The sequence below is a fragment of the Paraburkholderia solitsugae genome, from assembly GCF_013177695.1.
GTDB classification, from domain to species: Bacteria; Pseudomonadota; Gammaproteobacteria; order Burkholderiales; family Burkholderiaceae; genus Paraburkholderia; species Paraburkholderia solitsugae.
Genome location: NZ_WOEY01000113.1, coordinates 1 through 21007, shown reverse-complemented (window position 1 = coordinate 21007; position 21007 = coordinate 1). Strand labels below are relative to the sequence as shown.

Genomic DNA, 21007 nt, shown 5'->3' with positions numbered 1-21007 from the left:
CTGCCGAGCTTTGTGTACATTCGCGCTTGGGTTGCGTTGCAGCACATCGGCACCTGTCTCACTGCAGACTTCTTCGTTGCACGTGTCTTTCTCTGCTAAACGCTGGGCAATTGAAAGATGCGCGCAAGTTTTATTGATCGATCTTAAGCAGCAGAGCAATTCTCAAGAAATGCAGATTATGCGAATCCCTAACCAGTATTCCGTCACGGTCGAATATGCCGTCAGCACAAGCGCGTCCTGTGCTTGCGTCAGGTACAAGCACACGGCTGCGGGTCATCACACGCCGCGCTAACCTCCTCCAAGACACTCTTACGTTTTACCCCAAGCTCTGGAATTCTCATGCTCGGCCTAGTCCGTATCGCCCTTCGGCGACCCTACACCTTCGTAGTCCTGGCGATCTTCATCCTCATCATCGGTCCTTTGTCCGCGATGAGGACGCCAACCGACATCTTTCCGGATATCAAGATTCCCGTGATCAGCGTCGTGTGGCAGTACACGGGTCTGCCGCCGGACCAGATGGCCGGCCGTATCACCTCGCCATTCGAACGCACGCTGACGACTACTGTGAATGACGTCGAGCATATCGAGGCGGAATCGGTCGCCGGCTTCGGGATCATCAAGATCTTCTTCCAGCCGGGGGTGAATATCAGCACGGCGAACGCGCAGGTGACTTCGGTCGCGCAAACTCAATTGCGGCAGTTGCCTGCAGGTACGACGCCTCCTCTAATCCTGAACTACAACGCGTCGACCGTACCGATCATCCAGTTGGCACTGTCTGGCAAGGGACTCTCTGAACAGAACCTCGGTGACCTAGGGCTGAATGCGGTGCGCCCGGTTCTCACGACGGTCGCAGGCGCAGCAATTCCTTACCCGTTCGGCGGCAAGACACGTCAGGTACAGATCGACGTCGACCCAGCGGCGCTCCAGGCGCGCGGCTTATCCGCGCAGGACGTCGCCAATGCACTTGCCGGCCAGAACCTCATCACGCCGGTCGGCACTGAAAAGATCGGTGACTACGAGTACACGCTGCAACTGAACAATGCGCCGTCGGAAATCAAAGCTTTGGGCGATCTGCCGGTCAAGGCAGCCAATGGCACCACCGTCTACATTCGTGACATTGCGAATGTGCGCGACGGCAGCCCGCCGCAGACCAATATCGTGCACGTCGACGGCCGCCGCTCGGTACTGATGTCCGTGCTCAAGAACGGCTCGGTTTCGACGCTGGGCATCATCTCCGGCATCAAGCAGCGGCTTGCTGCAGGGAAAGCGTCGTGGCCCGATAACCTGCAGATCGAGCCCATCGGCGACCAGTCGCTGTTCGTGCGGGCGGCCATCACCGGCGTGGCGCGCGAGGGTGTGATCGCGGCCGTGCTGACGAGCCTCATGATCCTGCTGTTCCTGGGCAGCTGGCGCTCGACGATCATCATCGCAACCTCAATCCCACTCGCTATCCTCGGCTCCATCGCGACGCTGTCCGCGCTCGGCGAGACCTTGAACATCATGACGCTCGGCGGTCTCGCGCTAGCGGTGGGGATTCTGGTCGACGATGCCACCGTGACGATCGAAAACATCAACTGGCACCTCGAGCACGGCAAGGCGGTGGAGACGGCTATTCTCGACGGCGCCGCTCAGATCGTCACGCCGGCGTTCGTCTCGATGCTGTGTATCTGCATCGTGTTCGTGCCGATGTTCTTCCTGAGCGGCGTCGCACGCTTCCTGTTCGTGCCGATGGCTGAAGCGGTGATCTTCGCGATGATCTCGTCGTTCATCCTGTCGCGAACCCTAGTGCCGACGATGGCGAAATACCTGCTGAAACAGCATGTAAAGGGCGAGCACGTCCATGAAACCAGGAGCCCCGGTCCGCTTGGGCGTTTCCAGCGTGACTTCGAAGCGCGCTTTGAAAAGGTGCGTAGCGCCTACCGTGGGTTGCTCGAACTCGCGCTGACCCACCGGCGTTCGTTCGTCATTGGCTTCCTTGGCTTTGTCGCCCTCTCGTTCGCGCTTGTGCCGCTCCTCGGCCGCAACTTCTTCCCTTCGGTCGATTCAGGACAAATCCTGATGCATGTGCGCGCACCTGTCGGTGTTCGCGTTGAAAAGACCGCGCAGATTTTTGCGGATATCGAAGGCGCGATCCGCCAGATCGTCCCGCCGGCGGATCTCGGCACCGTGGTCGACAACATGGGTCTGCCGGTCAGCGGCATCAATACCGCTTACAACAACACCGGTACGATCGGCTCGCAGGACGGTGACATCCAGATCGCGCTCAACGAAGGCCATCGCCCAACCGAAGAGTATGTTCGCCGGATGCGTGAGAGATTGCCGCGGCAATTCCCGGGCGTCACGTTTTCGTTCCCGCCAGCGGACATCATCAGTCAGATCCTGAACTTCGGCTCGCCGGCGCCGATCGACCTGCAGATTCGCGGCAATAACCTGAACGCCAACTACGCGTATACGGACCGTCTGCTGCGCCAGGTTCGCGATGTTCCGGGCGTGGTCGACGCGCGGATCGCGCAGTCGCACGGCAACCCGACTTTCAACGTCGATGTCGACCGCACACGCGCGCAATTGCTCGGCATCACCGAGCGCGACGTGACGAACAGCATGGTGGTGAACCTCGCTGGTTCCAGCCAGGTCGCACCCACGTTCTGGCTGAACAACGCGAACGGTGTGTCTTATCCGATCGTGATGCAAACGCCGCAATACAGCCTCGATTCGCTCGCCGCCCTGCAAAATCTTCCGATCACGGCCACCGGCGGAAGTACCGCCCAGATCCTCGGTGGTCTGGCGACAGTCGAACGCACCAGCAGCAATGAGGTTGTCAGCCAGTACAACATCCAGCCCATGGTCGAGATCTTCGCGACCACCCAGGGCCGCGACCTCGGCGCGGTGGCATCCGACATTCAGCGCATCGTGCACGACAACGCCAGCACCTTGCCCAAGGGCTCGGCCGTCGCGCTGCTCGGCCAGGTGCAGACGATGAACAGCGCCTTTGCCGGCATGTTGTTCGGCTTGCTTGGTGCGGTGGTGCTGATCTATCTGCTTATCGTGGTCAATTTCCAGTCGTGGGCCGACCCCTTCGTGATCGTAAGCGCGTTGCCTGCCGCGTTGGCAGGGATCGTCTGGATGCTGTTCGCGACCCACACGACGCTCTCCGTACCCGCATTGACCGGCGCGATCATGTGCATGGGGGTGGCGACAGCCAACTCGATTCTGGTCGTCAGTTTCTGCCGCGAACGTTTTGCCATACACGGTGACCCGTTCAAGGCCGCCCTCGAAGCGGGCTTTACGCGTTTTCGCCCCGTGCTCATGACCGCGCTCTCCATGATCATCGGCATGGCGCCGATGGCACTCGCCCTCGGCGAAGGCGGTGAGCAAAACGCGCCGCTTGGCCGCGCCGTGATCGGCGGTCTGCTGTTTGCCACCACCGCTTCGCTGTTCCTCGTCCCCGTCATTTTTTGTATCGTGCACGCGCGCCCCGGGCGCGCGGCTACCCCGGCATCCGTCTCGGGAGGTCCTGCTCATGTCGTCTGAATCTACTGTTCCCACTAATACACCGTCGCGCCGCCCGCTTCTGGTAGCAGGCGTGGTCGGCCTGCTGGTCGCCTTAGGCATCGTCGCTGCCGGCGTCACGCTGCGAGCCGCCGATGCCCGCCAGCTGAAAACCTGGACCGACGCCCAGGCCGTCCCAACCGTCAACTTGATCCAGCCCTTGCGCGACGCCAACGGCCCCTCGCTGCAACTGCCCGGCCGCCTCGAAGCGTTTACGCGGGCACCGATTTTCGCGCAGGTCAGCGGCTATCTGAAATCATGGAGTGTCGATATCGGCGCGCCGGTCAAAGCGGGCCAGGTACTTGCCGAAATCGAAACGCCCGAGCTTGACCAGCAGCTATTGCAGGCGCGCGCGGACCTCCAGAGTGCGCAGGCGAATGCCTTAGTTGCGGGTACGACGGCGAAGCGCTGGGAAGCGCTAAGCGGCACCGATTCCGTCGCCCAGCAGGATGTCGACCAACGCACCGCTGACTACACCGCCAAGGAGGCGATCGTGGCAGCCGCGAAAGCCAACGTCGATCGCCTCGTCGCCACCAAGGCCTTCGCGCGCATCGTCGCGCCATTCGACGGCGTGGTGACCGCTCGCGACACCGACGTCGGTGCGTTGGTCAACGCCGGCAGCGGCGGAGTCGGACAGGAGCTGTTCGCGGTCTCCGACGTCAAGCAGTTACGCGTGTATGTCCAGGTGCCGCAGAATTACGCACCGGCGATACACGACGGCACGACCGCCATCCTGACCGTCCCCGAGTATCCCGACCAGCAGTTCACCGCGCGCGTAGTTGCAGCGGCAGACTCGGTCAATTCGAGTTCGGGAACGACGCTGGTTCAACTGCTGGTTGACAATGCTAACGGTAAGCTGCTGCCGGGTGGGTTCGCCAGCCTGAAATTCACTTTACCCGCCTCCGCAGATTCGCTCCGTGTACCGGCCAGCGCACTCGTCTTCGATAGCCGCGGCGTCGTGGTCGCCACGCTTGGTGCGAACGGTCACGTGCTGTTCAAGCATGTGAAGATCAACCGCGACCTGGGCGACTCAGTGGAGATCGGCTCAGGGCTCGCCGCAACCGATCGCGTGATCGATACACCGCCCGACGGACTCGCTGACGGCGACAACGTGCAAGTTGCGACGGCGACCGATATGAAGGCAGCGGCACATGGTTAAGTATGGACTTCCGGCGCTTCTCGCGAGCGTCGTCGCGCTCTGCGCCTGCTCGCTCGCGCCGCATTATCAGGTCCCGCCGACGCCGATCGCGGCGCAATACAAGACGGTTGGCCCGTGGACCACGGCACAGCCCGCCGACCGGATAGACCGCAACGGCTGGTGGAAGATGTATGGCGACGCACAGCTCGACGATCTCGAAGAACGTCTGCTGGCCAACAACACCGACTTGCGCGCGGCGTACGCACACTATGCGCAAGCGCAGGCTTTCGTGGCGCAAGTCGAGTCGGGACTGTACCCGTCGATCAGTGCGAGCGCCGTGCCGCAGCGCGATCGCCAGTCCGACAACCGGCCGTTGCGTGCGGGCGGCCCGAACGACTACAACTCCGTCACGCTTGGCGGCGAAATCGACTACGACCTCGACCTCTGGGGCCGCGTGCGCGACTCCGTGGTGGCCGGCAAGGACGAGGCGCAGGCGACCAAGGCCGATCTGGCCTCGGTAAGGCTGAGTCTGCAGGTCGAACTGGCGGACAGTTGCCTCCGCTTGCGCGGCCTCGACCAGCAAACCCAGCTGTTGAACGAGACTGTCGTGGCGTATGCGAAGGCCCTGCAACTCACGCAAACGTTGCACAACAGTGGGATCGTGTCGGGCCTCGACGTTTCCCGAGCGCAAACGCAACTTTCGTCGGCGAAGTCGCAGCTGTCGCAGAACCTGGCGCAACGGGCTTTGATTGAACACGCGATCGCGGTCCTGGTTGGCGCCTCTGCGTCCGAATTCAGCCTGCCGCCCCAGACCGCCGCCATCGCGTTGCCGGCGATTCCGACCGGCCTGCCCTCAACGCTGCTGCAGCGACGTCCCGACGTCGCTGCAGCGGAACGCCGGGTAGCCGAGGCCAACGCAAAAATTGGCGTCGCGCGGGCGGCCTACTTCCCGGACATCATGCTCAGCTTGCAGGGTGGTGTGCAAAGCGCAGCCTACGCCGGCCTGGTTAGCGCGCCCAATCTGTTCTGGGCGGTCGGCCCGCAGCTTGTGCAGTACGTGTTCGACGGCGGATACCGTCGTGCGCAACTCGATTCCGCCAAGGCGGCAACCGAAGAAGCGGGAGAACGTTACCGCGGCGTGGTGCTGTCTGCATTCCAGCAGGTTGAAGACAACCTTGCCCTGCTGTCGTATCTCGGCACTGCGCTTAGTGAGCAACGGGATGCAGCAAATGCCGCCCAGTACTCCGTCGACCTCGCGTTACGCCAATATCGCCAAGGCACAGTGGGCTACCTCGATGTCGTGCAGGCGCAGACCGTCGCACTCGAGGCGCAACGCAGCGTGCTCGATATCCAGACACGCCAGCTGAGCGCGAATGTGCAACTCCTGCACGCGCTCGGCGGCGGATGGTCGAGCGATGAACTCGCCCAGGCGGCGGCAGCGCCTGCACTCGTCGCGACAGCAATGGAACGCAGCGCTAATTAAGCGGCTCTGCACGGTACGGGAACGGCGCGCCCCGTATTTTCGATCAGATGAGCGTTTCCTTGCACTCTTGTCGATCGCTAAACATTCCCGCTCGTGCTCTGTTCGACACGTCGAATGCCGCTCATGGCGAGCGGCATCGTCTCCATTGCGCTCAGCCGCCGTGAAGCGCCTTGCTCAAGCCTGCATCGGACAACGCGCAAAGCGCCACCGCCGACCAGTCATGCTCGGCGCCGAGCCCTTGCGAGCGCAACGTCAGGAACCGGTCGTGGACGAGACTTGCCAGCGGCAGCGGCACGCCAAGTGCCTCGGCGGCTGCCAGCATCAGGCGGTTGTCCTTCTGGCCGAGCGGCAACGAGAAGCCAGGCGGCTGGAATTGCTGGGATGCAATCAGCGGACCGTAGATCTTATAGGGCGGCGCATTGAAGATCGCGCTCGTCAACAACTCGACGAGACGCATCGGATCGATGCCGGCCTTGCCCGCTACGGCACACGCTTCGCCCAGCGTTTCGATGATCACGGACAGCATGAAATTGCCGATCAGCTTCACCAGGTTGGCCTGCGAAGGATCTTCGCCGACAATGCCCACCGACTGCCCAAGCGTTTCGAGAAGCGGCACAGCAACCTTGAGGTGCTCGTGCGCGCCGGCCGCCATGATGAACAGCTTGCGCGCCGCCGCGGCATCGGGCCGGCCGAACACCGGTGCGGACACGAAGGCAAGACCTGCTTCACGGTACTTCGCTGCGTGGTCCTGCGCGGTGGCGACACTGATCGTGCTCATCGAGATGTGCAGCGCACCCGGCTTCAGCGTGGTGGCGATGCCCGCCTCGCCGAACGTGAGCGCTGCGTGGGCGGCATCGTCGGCCACCATCGTGAACACCACGTCGGCCCCCAGCGCCGCCTGCGCGGGACTCGACGCGACGCTCGCCCCTGCTTCGCGCAACGGTTCGGCGCGGGCCGGACTACGGTTGAAAACCTGCACGTCGTGCCCGGCATCGATCAGGTTCTTCGCAATCGCGGCGCCCATCGAGCCAAGTCCTACAAATCCAATTTTCATCATGACACTCCAAATGATCAGCCGCGCGAATGCGGGCCTGTTCAGACTACAAATTGATAAACCTGACGGCTCGCGTCGAGCGTCACGTCGCCGTGTTCGCCCAATGCCAGGCTTCATACGCGCGCAACGCCAAACGCCTTCACGACGTTCACCCAATACGACGCACCGGTAGCCAATGCGTCGTCGTTGAAGTCGTAGTGCGGGTTGTGAAGCGGAGCGCCAGGCTCGGGCCCGTCGACGCCCATCCAGACATACGCACCCGGCCTCGCCAGCGCCATGAACGCGAAGTCTTCCGAGGCCATCGACGGCTTACAGCCCAACGTCACCTTCGCCGCGCCGACCGTCGCGCGCGCAGCATCGAGCGCGACGTCGGCTTCGGCCGGCGCATTGATCGTTGCCGGATAGCCGTAGCGGTAAGACAGCGTCGCTTGCGCGCCATGCGCCTGCGCGGTCAGCGTGCCGATTTCATTCAGCAAGCTCCGTACGCGCTCCTGCACGTTGGCATCGAAGCAGCGTACGGTGCCGCGAATCACGGCGCGGTCGGGCAACACATTCCAGGCCTCGCCGCCATGAACCTGCGTGATGCTCACCACGCACGCCTCCTTCGGCGAGACGCGCCGGCTCACAATAGTCTGCAGCGCGATCACGACATGGCTCGCGCAGACCAGCGCATCGATCCCCTCTTCCGGCATCGCGGCGTGCGAGCCTTTGCCGTCCACCAGAATCTCGAAGGTATCGAACGAGGCCATCATCGGGCCACGGTTGATCGCGAAATGGCCGAGCGGCAAGCCGGGCCAGTTGTGCAGACCAAATACCGCGTCACACGGGAAGCGCTCGAAGAGTCCATCTTCGACCATTACGCGCCCGCCGCCCGCCACCTCTTCGGCGGGCTGGAAGATCACGTGCACCGTACCGTGCCAACCGGTATCGCGGCTTAACGAAGCGGCGGCGCCCAGCAGCATCGCGGTGTGGCCGTCGTGACCGCACGCGTGCATTTTTCCGCGGTGTTGCGAACGGTGTTCGAATTCGTTGTACTCCACCATCGGCAGCGCATCCATATCCGCACGCAATCCGAGCGCAGGACCGCTCCCCCTTCGCAGCGTGCCGACCACACCGGTTTTGCCGACGCCCTCGGTCACTTCAAAACCGTAGTCGCGCAGCGCCGATGCCACCAGCCGTGCCGTCGAGACTTCTTCGAATGCGGTCTCGGGGTGCGCATGCAGTGCACGACGCCACGTCACCATCTTGTCGACCAAATCAGCTTCAATCATTGACTACCTCACAAACAGACCGCGGCGCAGCAAGTACCGTTGCACGCCCGGTGGTCAGAGAACTTCACCACTTCTGCTTCAGTCAGCCGGGCAAAACGGCACGGGCGCAAGGAACACCGACTCCTGATGCACCAGGTACGGCAGGATGCGAGGCGTGAAAGCTTGCCAATGCGGGTCCGCGGCGAGCTTCGCGCGCTGTGCGGCGCGATGCGCGTAGTCGTCATAGCCCCAGCAGAACACCACCGAATTCAACGTGCCCGAGTCTTTAGTCCAGCAGCCCTTGAGCCGCGCGTACTGACTGATGATCGCGAGCCCCTCGCGTTCGTAGATTTGCAGAAACTCACCCACCTTTCCTGCCGTAATCTGGTACGTACGCATTTCCACCAACATGATTACCTCCTGTTGCAATTCAAACGCTCACAAAACAACGACCGCCGAGCACACTGTCACGCCGCCCGGCAGACCTGCACTCCACTGAAAGTTAGAAGCTGTGTCGGATGCCCACGCGCACCGCGACCTGATTGGGCGTCGACGAAGGTGACAGATAAGTCAGATCGGCTACCGCCGCGTGTCCCGTCGAATCGACGCCGCTGGCGCGTTGCCAGGCAACAATCAGGTAAGTGAAAGTACGTTTGGAGAATGAGTACTCGGAACCCGCCGCCAGTTGGTTGTAGTGCGCATGCGGTGACGACGTGTAGTCGTAGGTCAGACCCGCCATGACAGCAGGTGTAAAGCTATGACTGACGAACGCTTCGTATGAGGCGAGTGTCGCGGAACCCTGGAACGTGGTGCTGCTGGTCGCTACTGCGTTGCTGAAGCGCGTGTCGGTGTATAGCGCGCCCAGCTTCGTGGCGCCGAACTGATAGTTGCCGCCTACTCCGAGCGTCTGCATGCTGTGCGCGGTGGCGTAGCCGCTATAAATCGGGTTCGTTACAGGATTCGTAAACGCCTGGCCGGCTGTCGCCCCCGTGGTGCCGTCAAATCGCGTCACTGCCGGGTTGTTCACATAGAGATAGGCGGCCGCCAGCTTCAGTGGACCGTTCGCATAGCTCAGGCCGAAGCCGTACTGCCGCGAGTCGCCGACCGAACCCGGCACGCCACCAAAGCTATAGAGTGCGCCCGCCGTGATGCCGTGATATGTCGGGCTCACGTACTTGACCGTATTGCTGACGGGATACGTGCCCCAGATCCCGTCCACATCGCCCGCATGCGACGACAGCGAGCCGCCGAATGCCAGCGAAGAAGTCAGCGGCTGCAGATTGGTTACCATGAAGTCATACTGCCGCCCAAGGCGCACGCTACCGTAGTTGCCGGACAGGCCCACAAATGACTGACGGCCGAACAGCCGGCCGTTATAGCCGAGCTTGCCGCTGTTTACGTCATAGCCGCTCTCGAGCTGGAAGATTGCGCTCGTGCCGCCGCCCAGATCCTCGCTGCCCAGCAGGCCGAACTTGCTTCCGCCCATACCACCGCTGAAGGTCTGGTAATTGGCATGTCCGCCCTGATTGTTGGTGTAGGTAATGCCATCGTCGGCGACGCCGTAGAGGGTCACGCTGCTTTGCGCCTGAGCTGCCTCCGCAAGGCATGTCAATGCCATTAGGATAACTATTTTTTTGCTCACTAGAATTCCTGTCGAATGAGAGATTAATCTGATCAAACGCTGAACTGCAGAACGAACTAGGTTGCCATCGCGACGCGGACCGTCAGCCCGCGTGCCCAATCAAAAATCCAACCAGCAAACCGAGCAGCCCCGAACCCGCACCGACCAGCCAGACCCGCAGACCCGATGTCGGCCCGGGTATGGGCGTGACGGTAGACGGCTTCGTCTCGCCGTGCGGCTGACGTTGCACGCCGCCGGTCAGCGGCGCGTCGTCCGGCTGTGTCTGCGGTGCCGGCTCGATGAGTTGCATAGCGTCCACGGGCACCGCCTCCTTTTCGATGTGCGCTTTCAGCGCGCCGAAGAAGGCGTCGAGATTCTTGCCCGCGGCGGACTGAATCAGGCGGGATCCCACACTCATTAGCTTTCCGCCGATTTCGACATCCGCGTCGTACACGAGCACGGTCGCCTCGGCTTGCGGTTCGAGTTGCACGCGCGCAGTAACCTTGGCAAAACCAACCGCGCCCGCGTTGCCTGTGCCGACAATCGTGTAGCTCCTGGGCGGATCGAGATCCGACAGCTCCACATTGCTCTTGAAGGTCGCCGCCACCGGACCCACGCGAATCTGCACGGTCGACTCAAAATGCCGCTCGTCCAGCATCGCGAGCGATTTACACCCGGGCAGACAGGCCTCGAGCACGGCAGGATCGTTCAGCGCACGCCACACGGCTTCCGGCCGTGCAGGGAGAATGCATTGATCAGCTAGCTTCATCGCCACACCTCACCGCTCGTAGAGTTTGAACAGCGCCTGGGTGCCGTTGCGCGTAAAGCCTTGCTCAGCGAGCTTCTGATAAAGGCTGCGCACCAGATCCAGACCCGGCAACTCACGTCCCATGTGAGTGGCTTCCTCATGCGCAATTCGCATGTCCTTGATGAAATGCTCGATAAAGAAGCCAGGTGCGAAATCGCCCTTCGCGATGCGCGGCCCCATGTTATTCAACTGGAAGCCGCCAGCCGCGCCGCCGCCGATCGCGCTCAATACGGTCTGCGCATCCAGCCCGGCGCTGTGCGCATAGGCCAGGCCTTCGCACACGCCCAGCATCGTCGATGCGATCACGATCTGATTGCACAGCTTGGTGTGCTGACCCGCGCCCGGTCCGCCTTGCAGCACGATGTTCGCGCCGAGGCAGCGCAACATCGGCTCGACGCGCGCGAGCACGTCGGCCGTGCCGCCCACCATGATGGACAGCCGCCCCTCGCGCGCGCCGACATCGCCGCCCGAAACCGGCGCGTCCAGCATGTGCACGCCGCGGGCTGCAGCGTGCGCGGCGAGCTCTTCGGCCAGTTGCGGGCTCGAGGTCGTCATATCGATCAGCACGGCATCGCGCCGTGCGTTCATGATCAGACCGTCGTCGCCGAGATACAGCGCGCGCACGTCGTCAGGCATGCCGACGATCGTGATGACCACGTCGGAAGCTTCGGCGAGCGCCTTCGGGGTGGCATGCCAGGTTGCACCCGCCTCGATGAGCGGCTCGGCCTTCGCACGGGTACGGTTATAGACGTGCAGCGGATAGCCGGCTGCGGCGAGCCGCGCCGCCATCGAGGCGCCCATGATGCCGAGGCCGATAAAGCCGACAGCAGGTTTGCTTGCAGATGGATTCATGATTGTTTGATCCGGTCAGAGTTTGTCGCGCAGCAGGTCGCGCAACAGCATGGGAGTCAGAGGATGACGGTCCGCCACCACGCCGAATGGCGCTAGCGCGTCGTTCACGGCGTTGGTCAAGGCGCCGAGCGCGCCCATCACGCCGCCTTCGGCCATCCCTTTGATGCCCGCCGCCGTCGCGCGGCTAGGCGTATGCAACGGGATGATCTCGAAATTGGGTAATTCGGTCGACGTGGCGATCAGGTAATCGGCAAGCGAGCCGGTCACGTTCTGCCCCGTTTCGTCGTAGCGCGTATGCTCGAACAACGCGCCGGACAATCCCATCGCCACGGCGCCATGTTGCTGCCCTGTCACCACGGTGGGATTGAGCAGCGTGCCGCAGTCTTCGGCGATCACGTAGCGCGCAAAATGGATCGCACCGGTGGCGACGTCCAACTCGATCTCGCATCCGTGCGTCGAATTCGAGTAGGTCATCGGCGGCGGATCGTAGGTCAAGTGAAACTCGAGGCCGGGCGTGAGGCCCTGCGGCAGCGAAGTAGGATCCATATAGGCACTCCGCGCCACGTCGGCGAGCGTTAGACCCGCGTCAACCCACGCGTCGCCGCTACGGCGCTCGACGCGCGCATCGACAAGGCGAAGCGAGTCGCTATCGGGCAGATCGAGACAACCGGCGGCAATGGCGAGCACCTTGCGGCGCGCATCGAGCGCGCACAAATAAAGCGCGCCGCCACCCGCCGTGCCGCTGCGGGCGCCGCGACTGCCCATTCCGTATGGCGCGATATCGGTGTGGCCCAGATGAATACGCACGCTCGACGGATGCACACCCAGGCCTTCGGCCACCGCATTGGCCATCGCGCTTTCATAGCCCTGTCCGCTCGGGCCAAGACCCACCGACGCGTTCACGACACCACTCGGCTCGATACGGATCCAGCTTGCCTCGTGTCCCGAACCCGGAATGCCGGCCGATTTATAAAAGCGCGAGCCGTACGTCGTCGGCTCGACCACATTGCACAGGCCAAGCCCAAGATAGCGGCCGGCCGCCCGCGCCGCCTGCTGGCGTGCGCGAAACGCGTCGTAATCGAAGGCCGCCAGCACCGCCTCAAAGGTCTGCGACGGCGTGATGTCGGCCAGCAATTCGCCGGTGGCCGTGCGGTACGGTAGTTCCTCCGGCGTCAACAGGTTGCGGCGGCGCACTTCGACCGGATCCAGCTTCAGTTCGCGCGCAATGGCTTCCAACGTGCCTTCCATGACCCAGCTGGTGATGGACATCGGTGCGCGCATGGGTGCGTTGCCGCATTTGTGACTGAGCACGACCTTCACGTCGAACGCGTAGTGCTGCAGCCGGTACGGTCCGCTCAACACCATCGCGACGACGCGCGCGAGGTAGTTCGCCGGAAAGAAGCAATACGCGCCGAAGTCTTCGCGGATCTCCAGATCGAGCGAGAGCAGCGTGCCTTGCCCGTCCACCGCGGCGCGCGTGCGGCAGAAGTCTTCGCGCGAATTGGCCGCTGCGGTCAAATTCTCGAGACGGTCTTCACGCCAGCGCACCGGCCGCTTCAGATGACGCGCGAGTGCCGCGACGGTCAACTCTTCGCGGTACAAGGCGATTTTCTGGCCGAACGCCCCCCCGACATCAGGCGAAATCACCGTCACCTGCGACTCGCTGAGCCTGAGCCGTTGCGCGAGCTGAGTGCGCAAAGGATGAGGCACCTGGGTTCCGATGTGCAACGTCAAGTGATCACGCCCGGCGTCCCAGACTGCCGCGCAACCGCGCGTCTCGATGGGCACATGGGTCTGCCGCTGCTGCTGAAAGGTCGCCTCGACCACGCGGTAAGCGTGCTTGCTCACGCTCTGCGGGTCGCCGTTCGAGTAGCTCTGGTGCGACACCAGGTTGCCGGGCACCCCGGGGTCGACTTGCGCGGCATCGGCTTCGAGTGCCTGCCACATATCGGTCACCACAGGCAACGGCTCGAACTCGACCATGACCTGCTCCGCCGCGTCTTCCGCGAGGTACCGGTCCGTGGCGACCACACACGCCACAAGATCGCCCTGAAAGCGCACGATGTCGGTCGGCATCGTCGCGAACTCGACCGGCAACAGGCCCTCGACCGGCGCGGCGACGCGCATCGGCATGGTCCACTGCGCCAGTTCCCGTCCGGTGACGACGGTGACGACACCAGGCATGCCGGCAGCCGCCGCGGTATCCACTGAAACGATCCGTGCATGCGCATGCGGCGAGCGCACAAAGCACACATGCAGGGCGCCCGCGATTTCGATGTCGTCGAGATAGCGGCCATAGCCCGTCAGCAGGCGATAATCTTCGGTGCGCGGCACCGCCTTGTTGAGGTAACGAAACGTCTGCTCAGACATCGACGCTCTCCCCCCGCATCCGCGCGGCAGCGCGCAGGATCGCCCGCACAATGTTCTGGTACCCGGTACAGCGGCACAGGTTGCCGGAAAGCGCCTCGCGCACCTCGGCCTCAGATGGGCTAGGGTGCTCGCGCAGATAAGCCTCGAAGGTCATCACGATGCCGGGCGTGCAAAAACCGCACTGCAGGCCATGACACTCATGCAGCGCCTGTTGAAGCGGCGAGAGGCGGCCGTCCTGCGCGACAGCTTCGATCGTGGTGATCTGCACTTCGTCCATCTGGACGGCGTACGCGAGGCACGAGCGCGCCGGACGGCCGTCGATCAGCACAGTGCATGCGCCGCATACGCCGTGCTCACAGCCAACGTGCGTGCCGGTCAGACGGCAGTCTTCACGAAGCGCGTCGGAAAGGAGCTTGCGAGGCTCGCAATGCACTTCGTGTCGGGTGCCGTTCACACTGAGATAAATTGCTTTCTTTTCCATTACTCAATTCGAGGTCGTGTTGGCCGACTGCGTCACGCGTTGCAACGCGCGCGCCGTGAGCGCCCTGACGAGATCGCGCCGGTAAGCGGCGCTGATGTCCGGTTGATCGTACGGATCGATCGCGCCGGCCACCGCGTCGGCGATTGCAGCCAGCGTCGGCGCATCGACTGGTGCGCCGACGAAGTCCGCAGCAAGTTCGTTCAGCACGAGCGGCGCATCCGCCACGCCGCCGAGTCCGATACGCAGACTGGAGAATCTGTTGCCGTAGAGCACGGCGATGAGGGCGCAAGCCGCAATTGCGAAGTCGCCGTGCCGCCTGCTAAACAGTTCGAAAGCATGTCGCTCGTCCGGGCGTGCAACCGGAAAATGCACGGCACAAATGATTTCTTCTGCGGTGAGATCGGTCGTCATCACCGCAATCAGGAACTCTGTGGCCGGCACCTCGCGCCTGCCGTCCGGTCCGACGATCTCGATGCGAGCGCCCAACGTGCTCGCGATGAGCGGCATTTGCGCAGCGGGATCCGCATGCGCCAGGCTGCCCCCAAGCGTGCCGCGCTGGCGGATTGCGTAGTGCCCAATGGTCGCGGCCGCTTCCGCGAGCAGCGGGCAAGCGGCGCGCACCGTGCTGCTGGTGGCCACCTCGTGATGGCGGGTCATCGCGCCAATGGATAGCGAATCACCCGCAAGCGTCACGCCGCTGAGCTGCGGCAACGCGTTGAGGTCGATCAGATGCGCCGGCTGCGCAAAGCGCATGTTCATCATCGGCGCGAGGCTTTGCCCGCCCGCGATGACTTTGGCGTCGAAGCCGTGCAGCGCGAGCAGCGACAGCGCATCTTCAAGCGTGTGAGGCCGGTGATACGAAAATACCGCAGGTTTCATGCGTTCTGCGCCTTCAGGTTCACGCCGCTCGTCTGATCGAAAAGGTGCAGACGGCGGCGGTTGATCGACAGGGTCACGCGTTCACCAATCTTGCAGGAACGCTCCTTGCCAACACGAAAAAACATCGACTGACCCAAACACTGCAAGCCGATAAACTGATCGGAACCGACCGGCAGCAACGAGGCGATGTCGCCTGCCAGCGAACAATCGGTCGAGTCGCCATGCTCGTCGATGTCCTCGGCACGAATGCCGGCCGACACTGCCCGGCCACTGCAACCTGCGAGCAGACTCTGCGTCTCGTCATCGAGGGCGAGCGAAAGATCGCCGCTGCGAAAATGCAAACCGTGGTCGCCTTGCATCAGTACGCCGTCGATAAAATTGATCGGCGGGCTGCCGAGGAAATTGGCGACGAATTTATTGGCTGGCCGCTCGTAGATGTCGTCGGGCGAACCGATCTGCTGCACGACGCCCTGGCGCATCACGACGATGCGGTCGGCGAGCGTCAGCGCTTCGGCCTGATCGTGCGTCACGTACACGAAGGTCGTCTGCATCGACTGATGCAATGCCTTGATGCTTGCGCGCATCGACACGCGCAGCGCCGCGTCGAGGTTCGACAACGGTTCGTCCATCAGAAACACGGCGGGCTGGCGCACCATCGCGCGGCCGAGCGCGACGCGCTGGCGCTGCCCGCCCGACAGTTGCCCGGGCCGCCGGTCCAGCAGATGCTCGATTTCAAGCGACTGCGCGGCAGCGCGCACCCGCGCATCGATCTCCTGCTGCGGATATTTGCGCATCCGCAGGCCGAATGCGATGTTGTCGTATACGTTCTTGTGCGGATACAGTGCGTAGCTTTGAAACACCATCGCCACATCGCGCCGGTGCGCCGGCAAGCCGTTCACTTCGACATCGTCGAACCGCAAGCTGCCCTGAGTGACCTCTTCCAGTCCGGCGATCATATTGAGCGTCGTCGACTTGCCGCAGCCGGACGGTCCGAGCAGAACGAGAAACTCCTTGTCCCTGATCTGCAGATTCAGGTTGTCCAACGCGACATGCCCGTTTGCATACTTCTTTCCCACCTGCTGAAATTCGATTTGAGCCATGACCTTTCCCTTTATCCCTTTACCGCGCCGGCAGCCAGGCCAGACACGATGTAACGCTCGAACACCACGGCGATGATCACTGGCGGCACAATCGCGACCACGCCGGCTGCGTTGATGAACGAAAAGCTCGTCGTGAAATCCGACGTGAAAGACGCGACGATGATCGGGACGGTTTGCGACGCGGCGGTCTGCGTAAACATCAAGGCGAACAGGAACTCGTTCCAGCTGGTCAGAAATGTGAACATGATGACGGCGACGAGCGACGGCACCGCAAGCGGCAAAAACACCTTCAGCAAAGCCTGAATCCGCGAGCAGCCGTCGACCCGAGCCGCCTTGTCGAGTTCGTCCGGTAGCGATTCGAAATAGCTAAGCAACATGAAGACGCTGAACGGCACCGTGATCGCCAGATAAGTGATGATCAGCGACCCGACGCTGTCGAGCAGGCCGAGCTTGCGCACGAACAGAAAGAACGGCACGACCAGTGCGATATCGGGAATCACGCGGGTAGCCAGCATGAAATACACCGACAGATCGCGGCCGATATAACGGATCTTCGCCATCGCATAAGCGGCGGGAACGCTGACGAGCAGATTCAGCAACACCACCGCAGCGGCGACCACGAGGCTATTGCGCAGCGCCGGCAACAGGTACTGCGCGGTGGACGGAATGAACGCGGCGTTGCCATCGTCCGACGCCGTGCCGGTGCTCGCCGCGACGATCGCCTTGAAGCTGGAGAGCGTCGGCGGATGGGGAATCCAGTGTGGCGGAATGGACGTGATATCCGCTTCGCGTTGCAGAGAAGACGACAGCAGCCACGCAACCGGCGCCAGCACATACAACAACATCACGATTGAACCGGCCAGCAGCGCCAGGCGCTTGACAAAGAGAGAAGACGACATCGCTTAGAGCCTCTTGCCGAGTAGACGAATGATGGCGTACGACATCGCAAACGTGGCAAGCGCGAGCACATACGCGACCGCCGCGCCCGTGCCGAACGACAGGTTGCGGAACGTCTCGACATAGATGTGCCAGGAGAGCACGTGAGACGCGTCGGCCGGACCGCCCTCTGTCAGAATGAAGAAGAGGTCGAAGTGCCGCACCGCCATCATCGCTTCGTAGATCATTACGAGCATGAAGCCGGGACGCATTGCCGGCAGCGTCACGTGCACGAACCGGCTCCACAGGTTCGCGCCGTCCACACGTGCCGCCGCATATAGGTCCGACGGAATGGACTTCATCGTCACAAGCAGCAGGATGGTCGCGAGCGGCACTTCCTTCCATACGAATGCGTTGCAGATCAGCGCCAGCGTCTTGTGCGTGTCGCCCAGCCACACCATGTACTGCCCGATTACGCCCAATTGCAACAGCAGTCCGTTGAGCGCGCCATACCCTGAGTCGTAGATCCACTTCCACATCAGACCGTCGACCACATACGGAATAGCCCATGGAATCAGCAAGGCGGTCGACAGGATGCGCCGGCCGCGAAACTCCTGATTCAGCAATAGCGCCATCAGCGTCGCGATGACCATGATCGCGAGGACCGACACGACGGTGAACCACGCAGTGCGCTCGACAGCAGCCCAGAACATCGGGTCGCGGAAAGTCTGGATGTAGTTGCCCAGTCCGATGAACGACACGCTGTTCATCCGCGTCAAATGAATGTCGAACAGGCTCGTCCAGAACGAGTAAAGCACCGGAAACACGGCGACTGCAAGCAGCACCAGCATCATCGGCGTCAGCAGCAGCATTGCGCTACGCTGATCGGAAGGCGCCACGGAATGTCTTGCAAGCCAGCGGCGGCCCAGGGCTTGAACGCTCATATCGACCTCAGGCTTTGCTCAACGCGGTCCACTTCTGCGCGGACTGTTTCAGTGCGTCGGCGACGCTCGATTGACCGAGGATCGCCGCTTGCCATGCCGTACCGTTGGTCTCGTCCCATTCGCCGAACCAGCGCGTGATCACATCCTTCTTGCGGGCCAGATCCTGCTGCTTCTGAAACATCGAGAAATCGCCGTACTTTTCATATGCGGTGCGGACTTCCGGATCGTTGAAGAGCGGCTTCACGCCGAATGCCGTGCCGGTATCCAGGAACATCGCTTTCTGGAACGCGTACTGGCCGTCGAATCGTCCGCCGAACGCTTCGATCAGGCGTGTCGCCTCGGCGGCCCGCGTCTTGTTGGCGCCGGCGGCGGCGCTCATCGCGTGCATGCGCATCCACGCAACCGTGGCGTGCGAGCCGTTCGGGCCGGCCGGCATCAACGCCTGTTTGATATGGCCGGCCACACGCGACTGGCGCGGATCGTTAAGCGCCTGAATCCGGTAGCGCGGCAACAACGCGAACGCGTGATTGCCCGACGCCACGGCCTTGAAACCGTTCAATTCGCCCAACTCGACGCAGGCAGGCGAAACGATGTGGTGCTTGTTGACCGCATCGGCAACCCATTGCAGCGAAGTGAGCGCGCCGTGCTTCGGGTCGTCCATCATCGCCTTGCCGCTGTCGTCGACAAAGCGGCCGCCGTTGGAAAACACCAGTGACGACATGAACTCGATCAGCCAGCTTTCGCGTGCCATCGAGAGCATCAGCGGGTATTGCGAGAGACCCGCATTCTTGATCTTCAGCGATTGCGCGACCAGTTCGTCCCACGTTGCAGGAGGCGCCGCGATGCCCGCCTTTGCGAGCTTGTCGGCGTCGTACAGAAACGCCATGTAGTCGGTGTAGTACGTGAGACCGTACTGACGCCCCTTGTAGCGCATCGATTGGGTGCAGAAGTCCTGCACCTCGCTGTTGTACTTGAGCAGTTGCGGATAGCCGTCGAGCGGCGCAAGCCAGCCCGCGTCGGCCCATTCGGGCAGCCAGCCATCGGACACCCACAGCACGTCGATCGGCGCCTGGCCGACGAACTTCGTCACCATCGCCTCGCGATACTGTGCGAACGGGAGGTTGTTGTAGTTGACGTTCAGCCCCGCTTCCTTCTGAAACGGCACGAGCATGCGCTTCACCGTATCGACGCCGGCCGACCAGGTATGGAGATTCACGCTGTCGGCAGCGAAGGCCCGTGACATCCCACCCATCAAACCGGATGCAGCGAGCCCCGCGCCCGCCGACAACTGTAGAAATCGACGACGACCGTTCCCGAATCTATTGACGTTACTCATGGCTCGCTCCGACCGCCTGCGCGGCGCTGTTCACACGTGGCGTAGCCGCTGATTTGGCTACCTCTTGGGAAGCGAAGATATCTGCGAGAAAATAAATCGTCAACTGACGACATATGTTTTCATAAAATTTTTTGGCTGCAGATGGCGCAGACCTGCCGAGTACAGCCGATCGTTCCGTCGTACCTTTCTAGTCATATAGTCAGATGAACTTCTCGACTCAATCGCGTCAACCATGATCGTCAAGCGACAAGGGGCCGGAAGTGCTTGGACACCTTGCGACGCCGCGGAGCCTCAATCGGACGGGTGTTCTGCCGAGATCGGGCGCGCGCAGAGGGCTGACCAGAAAGGCACGGATGCGCTTCGCAATCACCGCTCAGCACTCTCCCGGGCCATCATTTAACAAATATATCTTCACATGACGACTTATGGTTTGATAAAGTATGTCGTCAAGGCGTGAAAAGCAGCCCCGCCTGCCACCCGGCGTAGTCAAGTCCGTCTCAGGCTGTCGCGAAGCGAGCCTCATCTTTGACTGCTAACGGCTACATGCACGTCAACCGGTGGTGTTTGCGGGTCTGTCGATCAACCCGCTTCCGGTTCTTTGCCCATGTCTTTGTCAACCCGCCAGTCAGGCATGTTCGGCTTCAAACGGTTCAGCAACGCGGCAGTGCTCATTGCCGGCGCCGAGCCGGCGCACCGCTTCTTGCATAGACCAGATATTTAAACCGGAACCCTTCATTCATGTACTTCCTCTCTACCTTCATCTCCAAACTCGCCACCGGGCACGCCTTCACTCGTGCAGAGTCGAGCACCACGGCAACGCGCAGAAAGAAATCGCGCTTTCCCTGGCTTTAGCCGTCGATAGCGTTTCCGCTCGCGACGAGGTATGGCATTAGTTTGGGCAATACCACGCGTTAGATGAATGCCTGGCGCCCGTGCAACCAGTTCATCGACGCCACGCGCGCCGACTGGAAAATCGGCTTCATGATCGTGCCGCTGTGATACACGAACCGCGTATCACAAACACCATTTGTGGCTCAGCAACCGCACAGTGAAAAGTCAAGAGTGTTATCTGACCGCGATTTCACGAAATTTAGTAATCCGTATTGCGCTCCGGATTAAATCTTAAGAGCCTTAAATGACTGGACTTTAGACATTTAGCACCCCGATGAGGGGGTGGAAAAGTAGTTTGGAATTCGAAAAAAGCTTGACATGAACAGGCAGTCGTGAGGCCGCCGCGTTGCTTGCGCGAGGTTTTAGCGCAAGCAA

The 21007-nt window shown here is 62.0% G+C and carries 16 protein-coding genes; 3 read left to right on the top strand and 13 right to left on the bottom strand.

Going from position 1 to position 21007, the window contains the following annotated elements; all coding sequences use genetic code 11:
- The first annotated feature begins 339 nt into the window (after positions 1 to 339).
- The 3 genes from GNZ12_RS28450 to GNZ12_RS28440 are packed head-to-tail and all read left to right on the top strand — an operon-like array spanning position 340 to position 6170.
- Complete coding sequence (locus GNZ12_RS28450; protein WP_172315508.1) at positions 340 to 3531, top strand: efflux RND transporter permease subunit; 3192 nt, start codon at positions 340 to 342, stop codon at positions 3529 to 3531.
- Positions 3521 to 4708 carry an efflux RND transporter periplasmic adaptor subunit gene (locus tag GNZ12_RS28445; RefSeq protein WP_172315507.1) on the top strand — a complete coding sequence of 396 codons (1188 nt, stop codon included), beginning with the start codon at positions 3521 to 3523 and terminating at the stop codon, positions 4706 to 4708. Before GNZ12_RS28450 ends, GNZ12_RS28445 begins: the two co-directional genes overlap by 11 nt.
- Positions 4701 to 6170: an efflux transporter outer membrane subunit gene (locus GNZ12_RS28440; RefSeq protein WP_172315506.1), complete on the top strand. Its 1470-nt coding sequence runs from the start codon at positions 4701 to 4703 to the stop codon at positions 6168 to 6170. The genes GNZ12_RS28445 and GNZ12_RS28440 overlap by 8 nt, the downstream gene beginning before the upstream one ends.
- A gap of 151 nt (positions 6171 to 6321) precedes the next feature.
- Here the strand turns inward: GNZ12_RS28440 and GNZ12_RS28435 are convergent, their stop codons facing one another.
- From GNZ12_RS28435 to GNZ12_RS28375, 13 genes are all read right to left on the bottom strand, one after another.
- Entirely contained in the window at positions 6322 to 7224 is a 903-nt protein-coding gene (locus GNZ12_RS28435; RefSeq protein WP_172315505.1) for an NAD(P)-dependent oxidoreductase, read from the bottom strand.
- 113 nt (positions 7225 to 7337) lie between these two features.
- Positions 7338 to 8495 carry a M20 aminoacylase family protein gene (locus GNZ12_RS28430; protein ID WP_172315504.1) on the bottom strand — a complete coding sequence of 386 codons (1158 nt, stop codon included), beginning with the start codon at positions 8493 to 8495 and terminating at the stop codon, positions 7338 to 7340.
- A 78-nt stretch (positions 8496 to 8573) separates the two neighbouring features.
- Positions 8574 to 8885: an NIPSNAP family protein gene (locus GNZ12_RS28425; protein ID WP_172315503.1), complete on the bottom strand. Its 312-nt coding sequence runs from the start codon at positions 8883 to 8885 to the stop codon at positions 8574 to 8576.
- Between the two features lie 91 nt (positions 8886 to 8976).
- Complete coding sequence (locus GNZ12_RS28420; RefSeq protein WP_172315502.1) at positions 8977 to 10092, bottom strand: porin; 1116 nt, start codon at positions 10090 to 10092, stop codon at positions 8977 to 8979.
- Positions 10093 to 10198: 106 nt separating this feature from the next.
- Positions 10199 to 10864, bottom strand: coding sequence for a CoxG family protein (locus GNZ12_RS28415; RefSeq protein WP_172315501.1), 666 nt, complete (start codon positions 10862 to 10864; stop codon positions 10199 to 10201).
- A gap of 9 nt (positions 10865 to 10873) precedes the next feature.
- The gene (locus GNZ12_RS28410) at positions 10874 to 11755 is read right to left on the bottom strand and encodes an NAD(P)-dependent oxidoreductase (RefSeq protein WP_172315500.1); all 882 of its coding nucleotides are present in this window, start codon (positions 11753 to 11755) and stop codon (positions 10874 to 10876) included.
- Positions 11756 to 11770: 15 nt separating this feature from the next.
- Complete coding sequence (locus GNZ12_RS28405) at positions 11771 to 14125, bottom strand: xanthine dehydrogenase family protein molybdopterin-binding subunit (protein ID WP_172315499.1); 2355 nt, start codon at positions 14123 to 14125, stop codon at positions 11771 to 11773.
- A complete protein-coding gene (locus tag GNZ12_RS28400) occupies positions 14118 to 14606 on the bottom strand; it encodes a (2Fe-2S)-binding protein (RefSeq protein WP_172315498.1) in 489 nt (162 codons plus the stop codon). The genes GNZ12_RS28405 and GNZ12_RS28400 overlap by 8 nt, the downstream gene beginning before the upstream one ends.
- Positions 14607 to 14609: 3 nt before the next feature.
- On the bottom strand, positions 14610 to 15485 hold the full coding sequence (locus GNZ12_RS28395) for an FAD binding domain-containing protein (protein WP_172315497.1): 876 nt from the start codon (positions 15483 to 15485) through the stop codon (positions 14610 to 14612).
- On the bottom strand, positions 15482 to 16585 hold the full coding sequence (locus GNZ12_RS28390) for an ABC transporter ATP-binding protein (RefSeq protein WP_172315496.1): 1104 nt from the start codon (positions 16583 to 16585) through the stop codon (positions 15482 to 15484). Before GNZ12_RS28390 ends, GNZ12_RS28395 begins: the two co-directional genes overlap by 4 nt.
- 11 nt (positions 16586 to 16596) lie before the next feature.
- Positions 16597 to 17484 carry a carbohydrate ABC transporter permease gene (locus tag GNZ12_RS28385; protein ID WP_172315495.1) on the bottom strand — a complete coding sequence of 296 codons (888 nt, stop codon included), beginning with the start codon at positions 17482 to 17484 and terminating at the stop codon, positions 16597 to 16599.
- A gap of 3 nt (positions 17485 to 17487) precedes the next feature.
- Positions 17488 to 18405, bottom strand: a complete 918-nt coding sequence (locus GNZ12_RS28380) for a carbohydrate ABC transporter permease (protein WP_172315494.1) — start codon at positions 18403 to 18405, stop codon at positions 17488 to 17490.
- A gap of 7 nt (positions 18406 to 18412) precedes the next feature.
- Positions 18413 to 19741 (bottom strand): extracellular solute-binding protein, encoded by a 1329-nt coding sequence (locus GNZ12_RS28375; RefSeq protein ID WP_172315493.1) that lies wholly within the window; start codon positions 19739 to 19741, stop codon positions 18413 to 18415.
- Positions 19742 to 21007: the final 1266 nt, after the last annotated feature.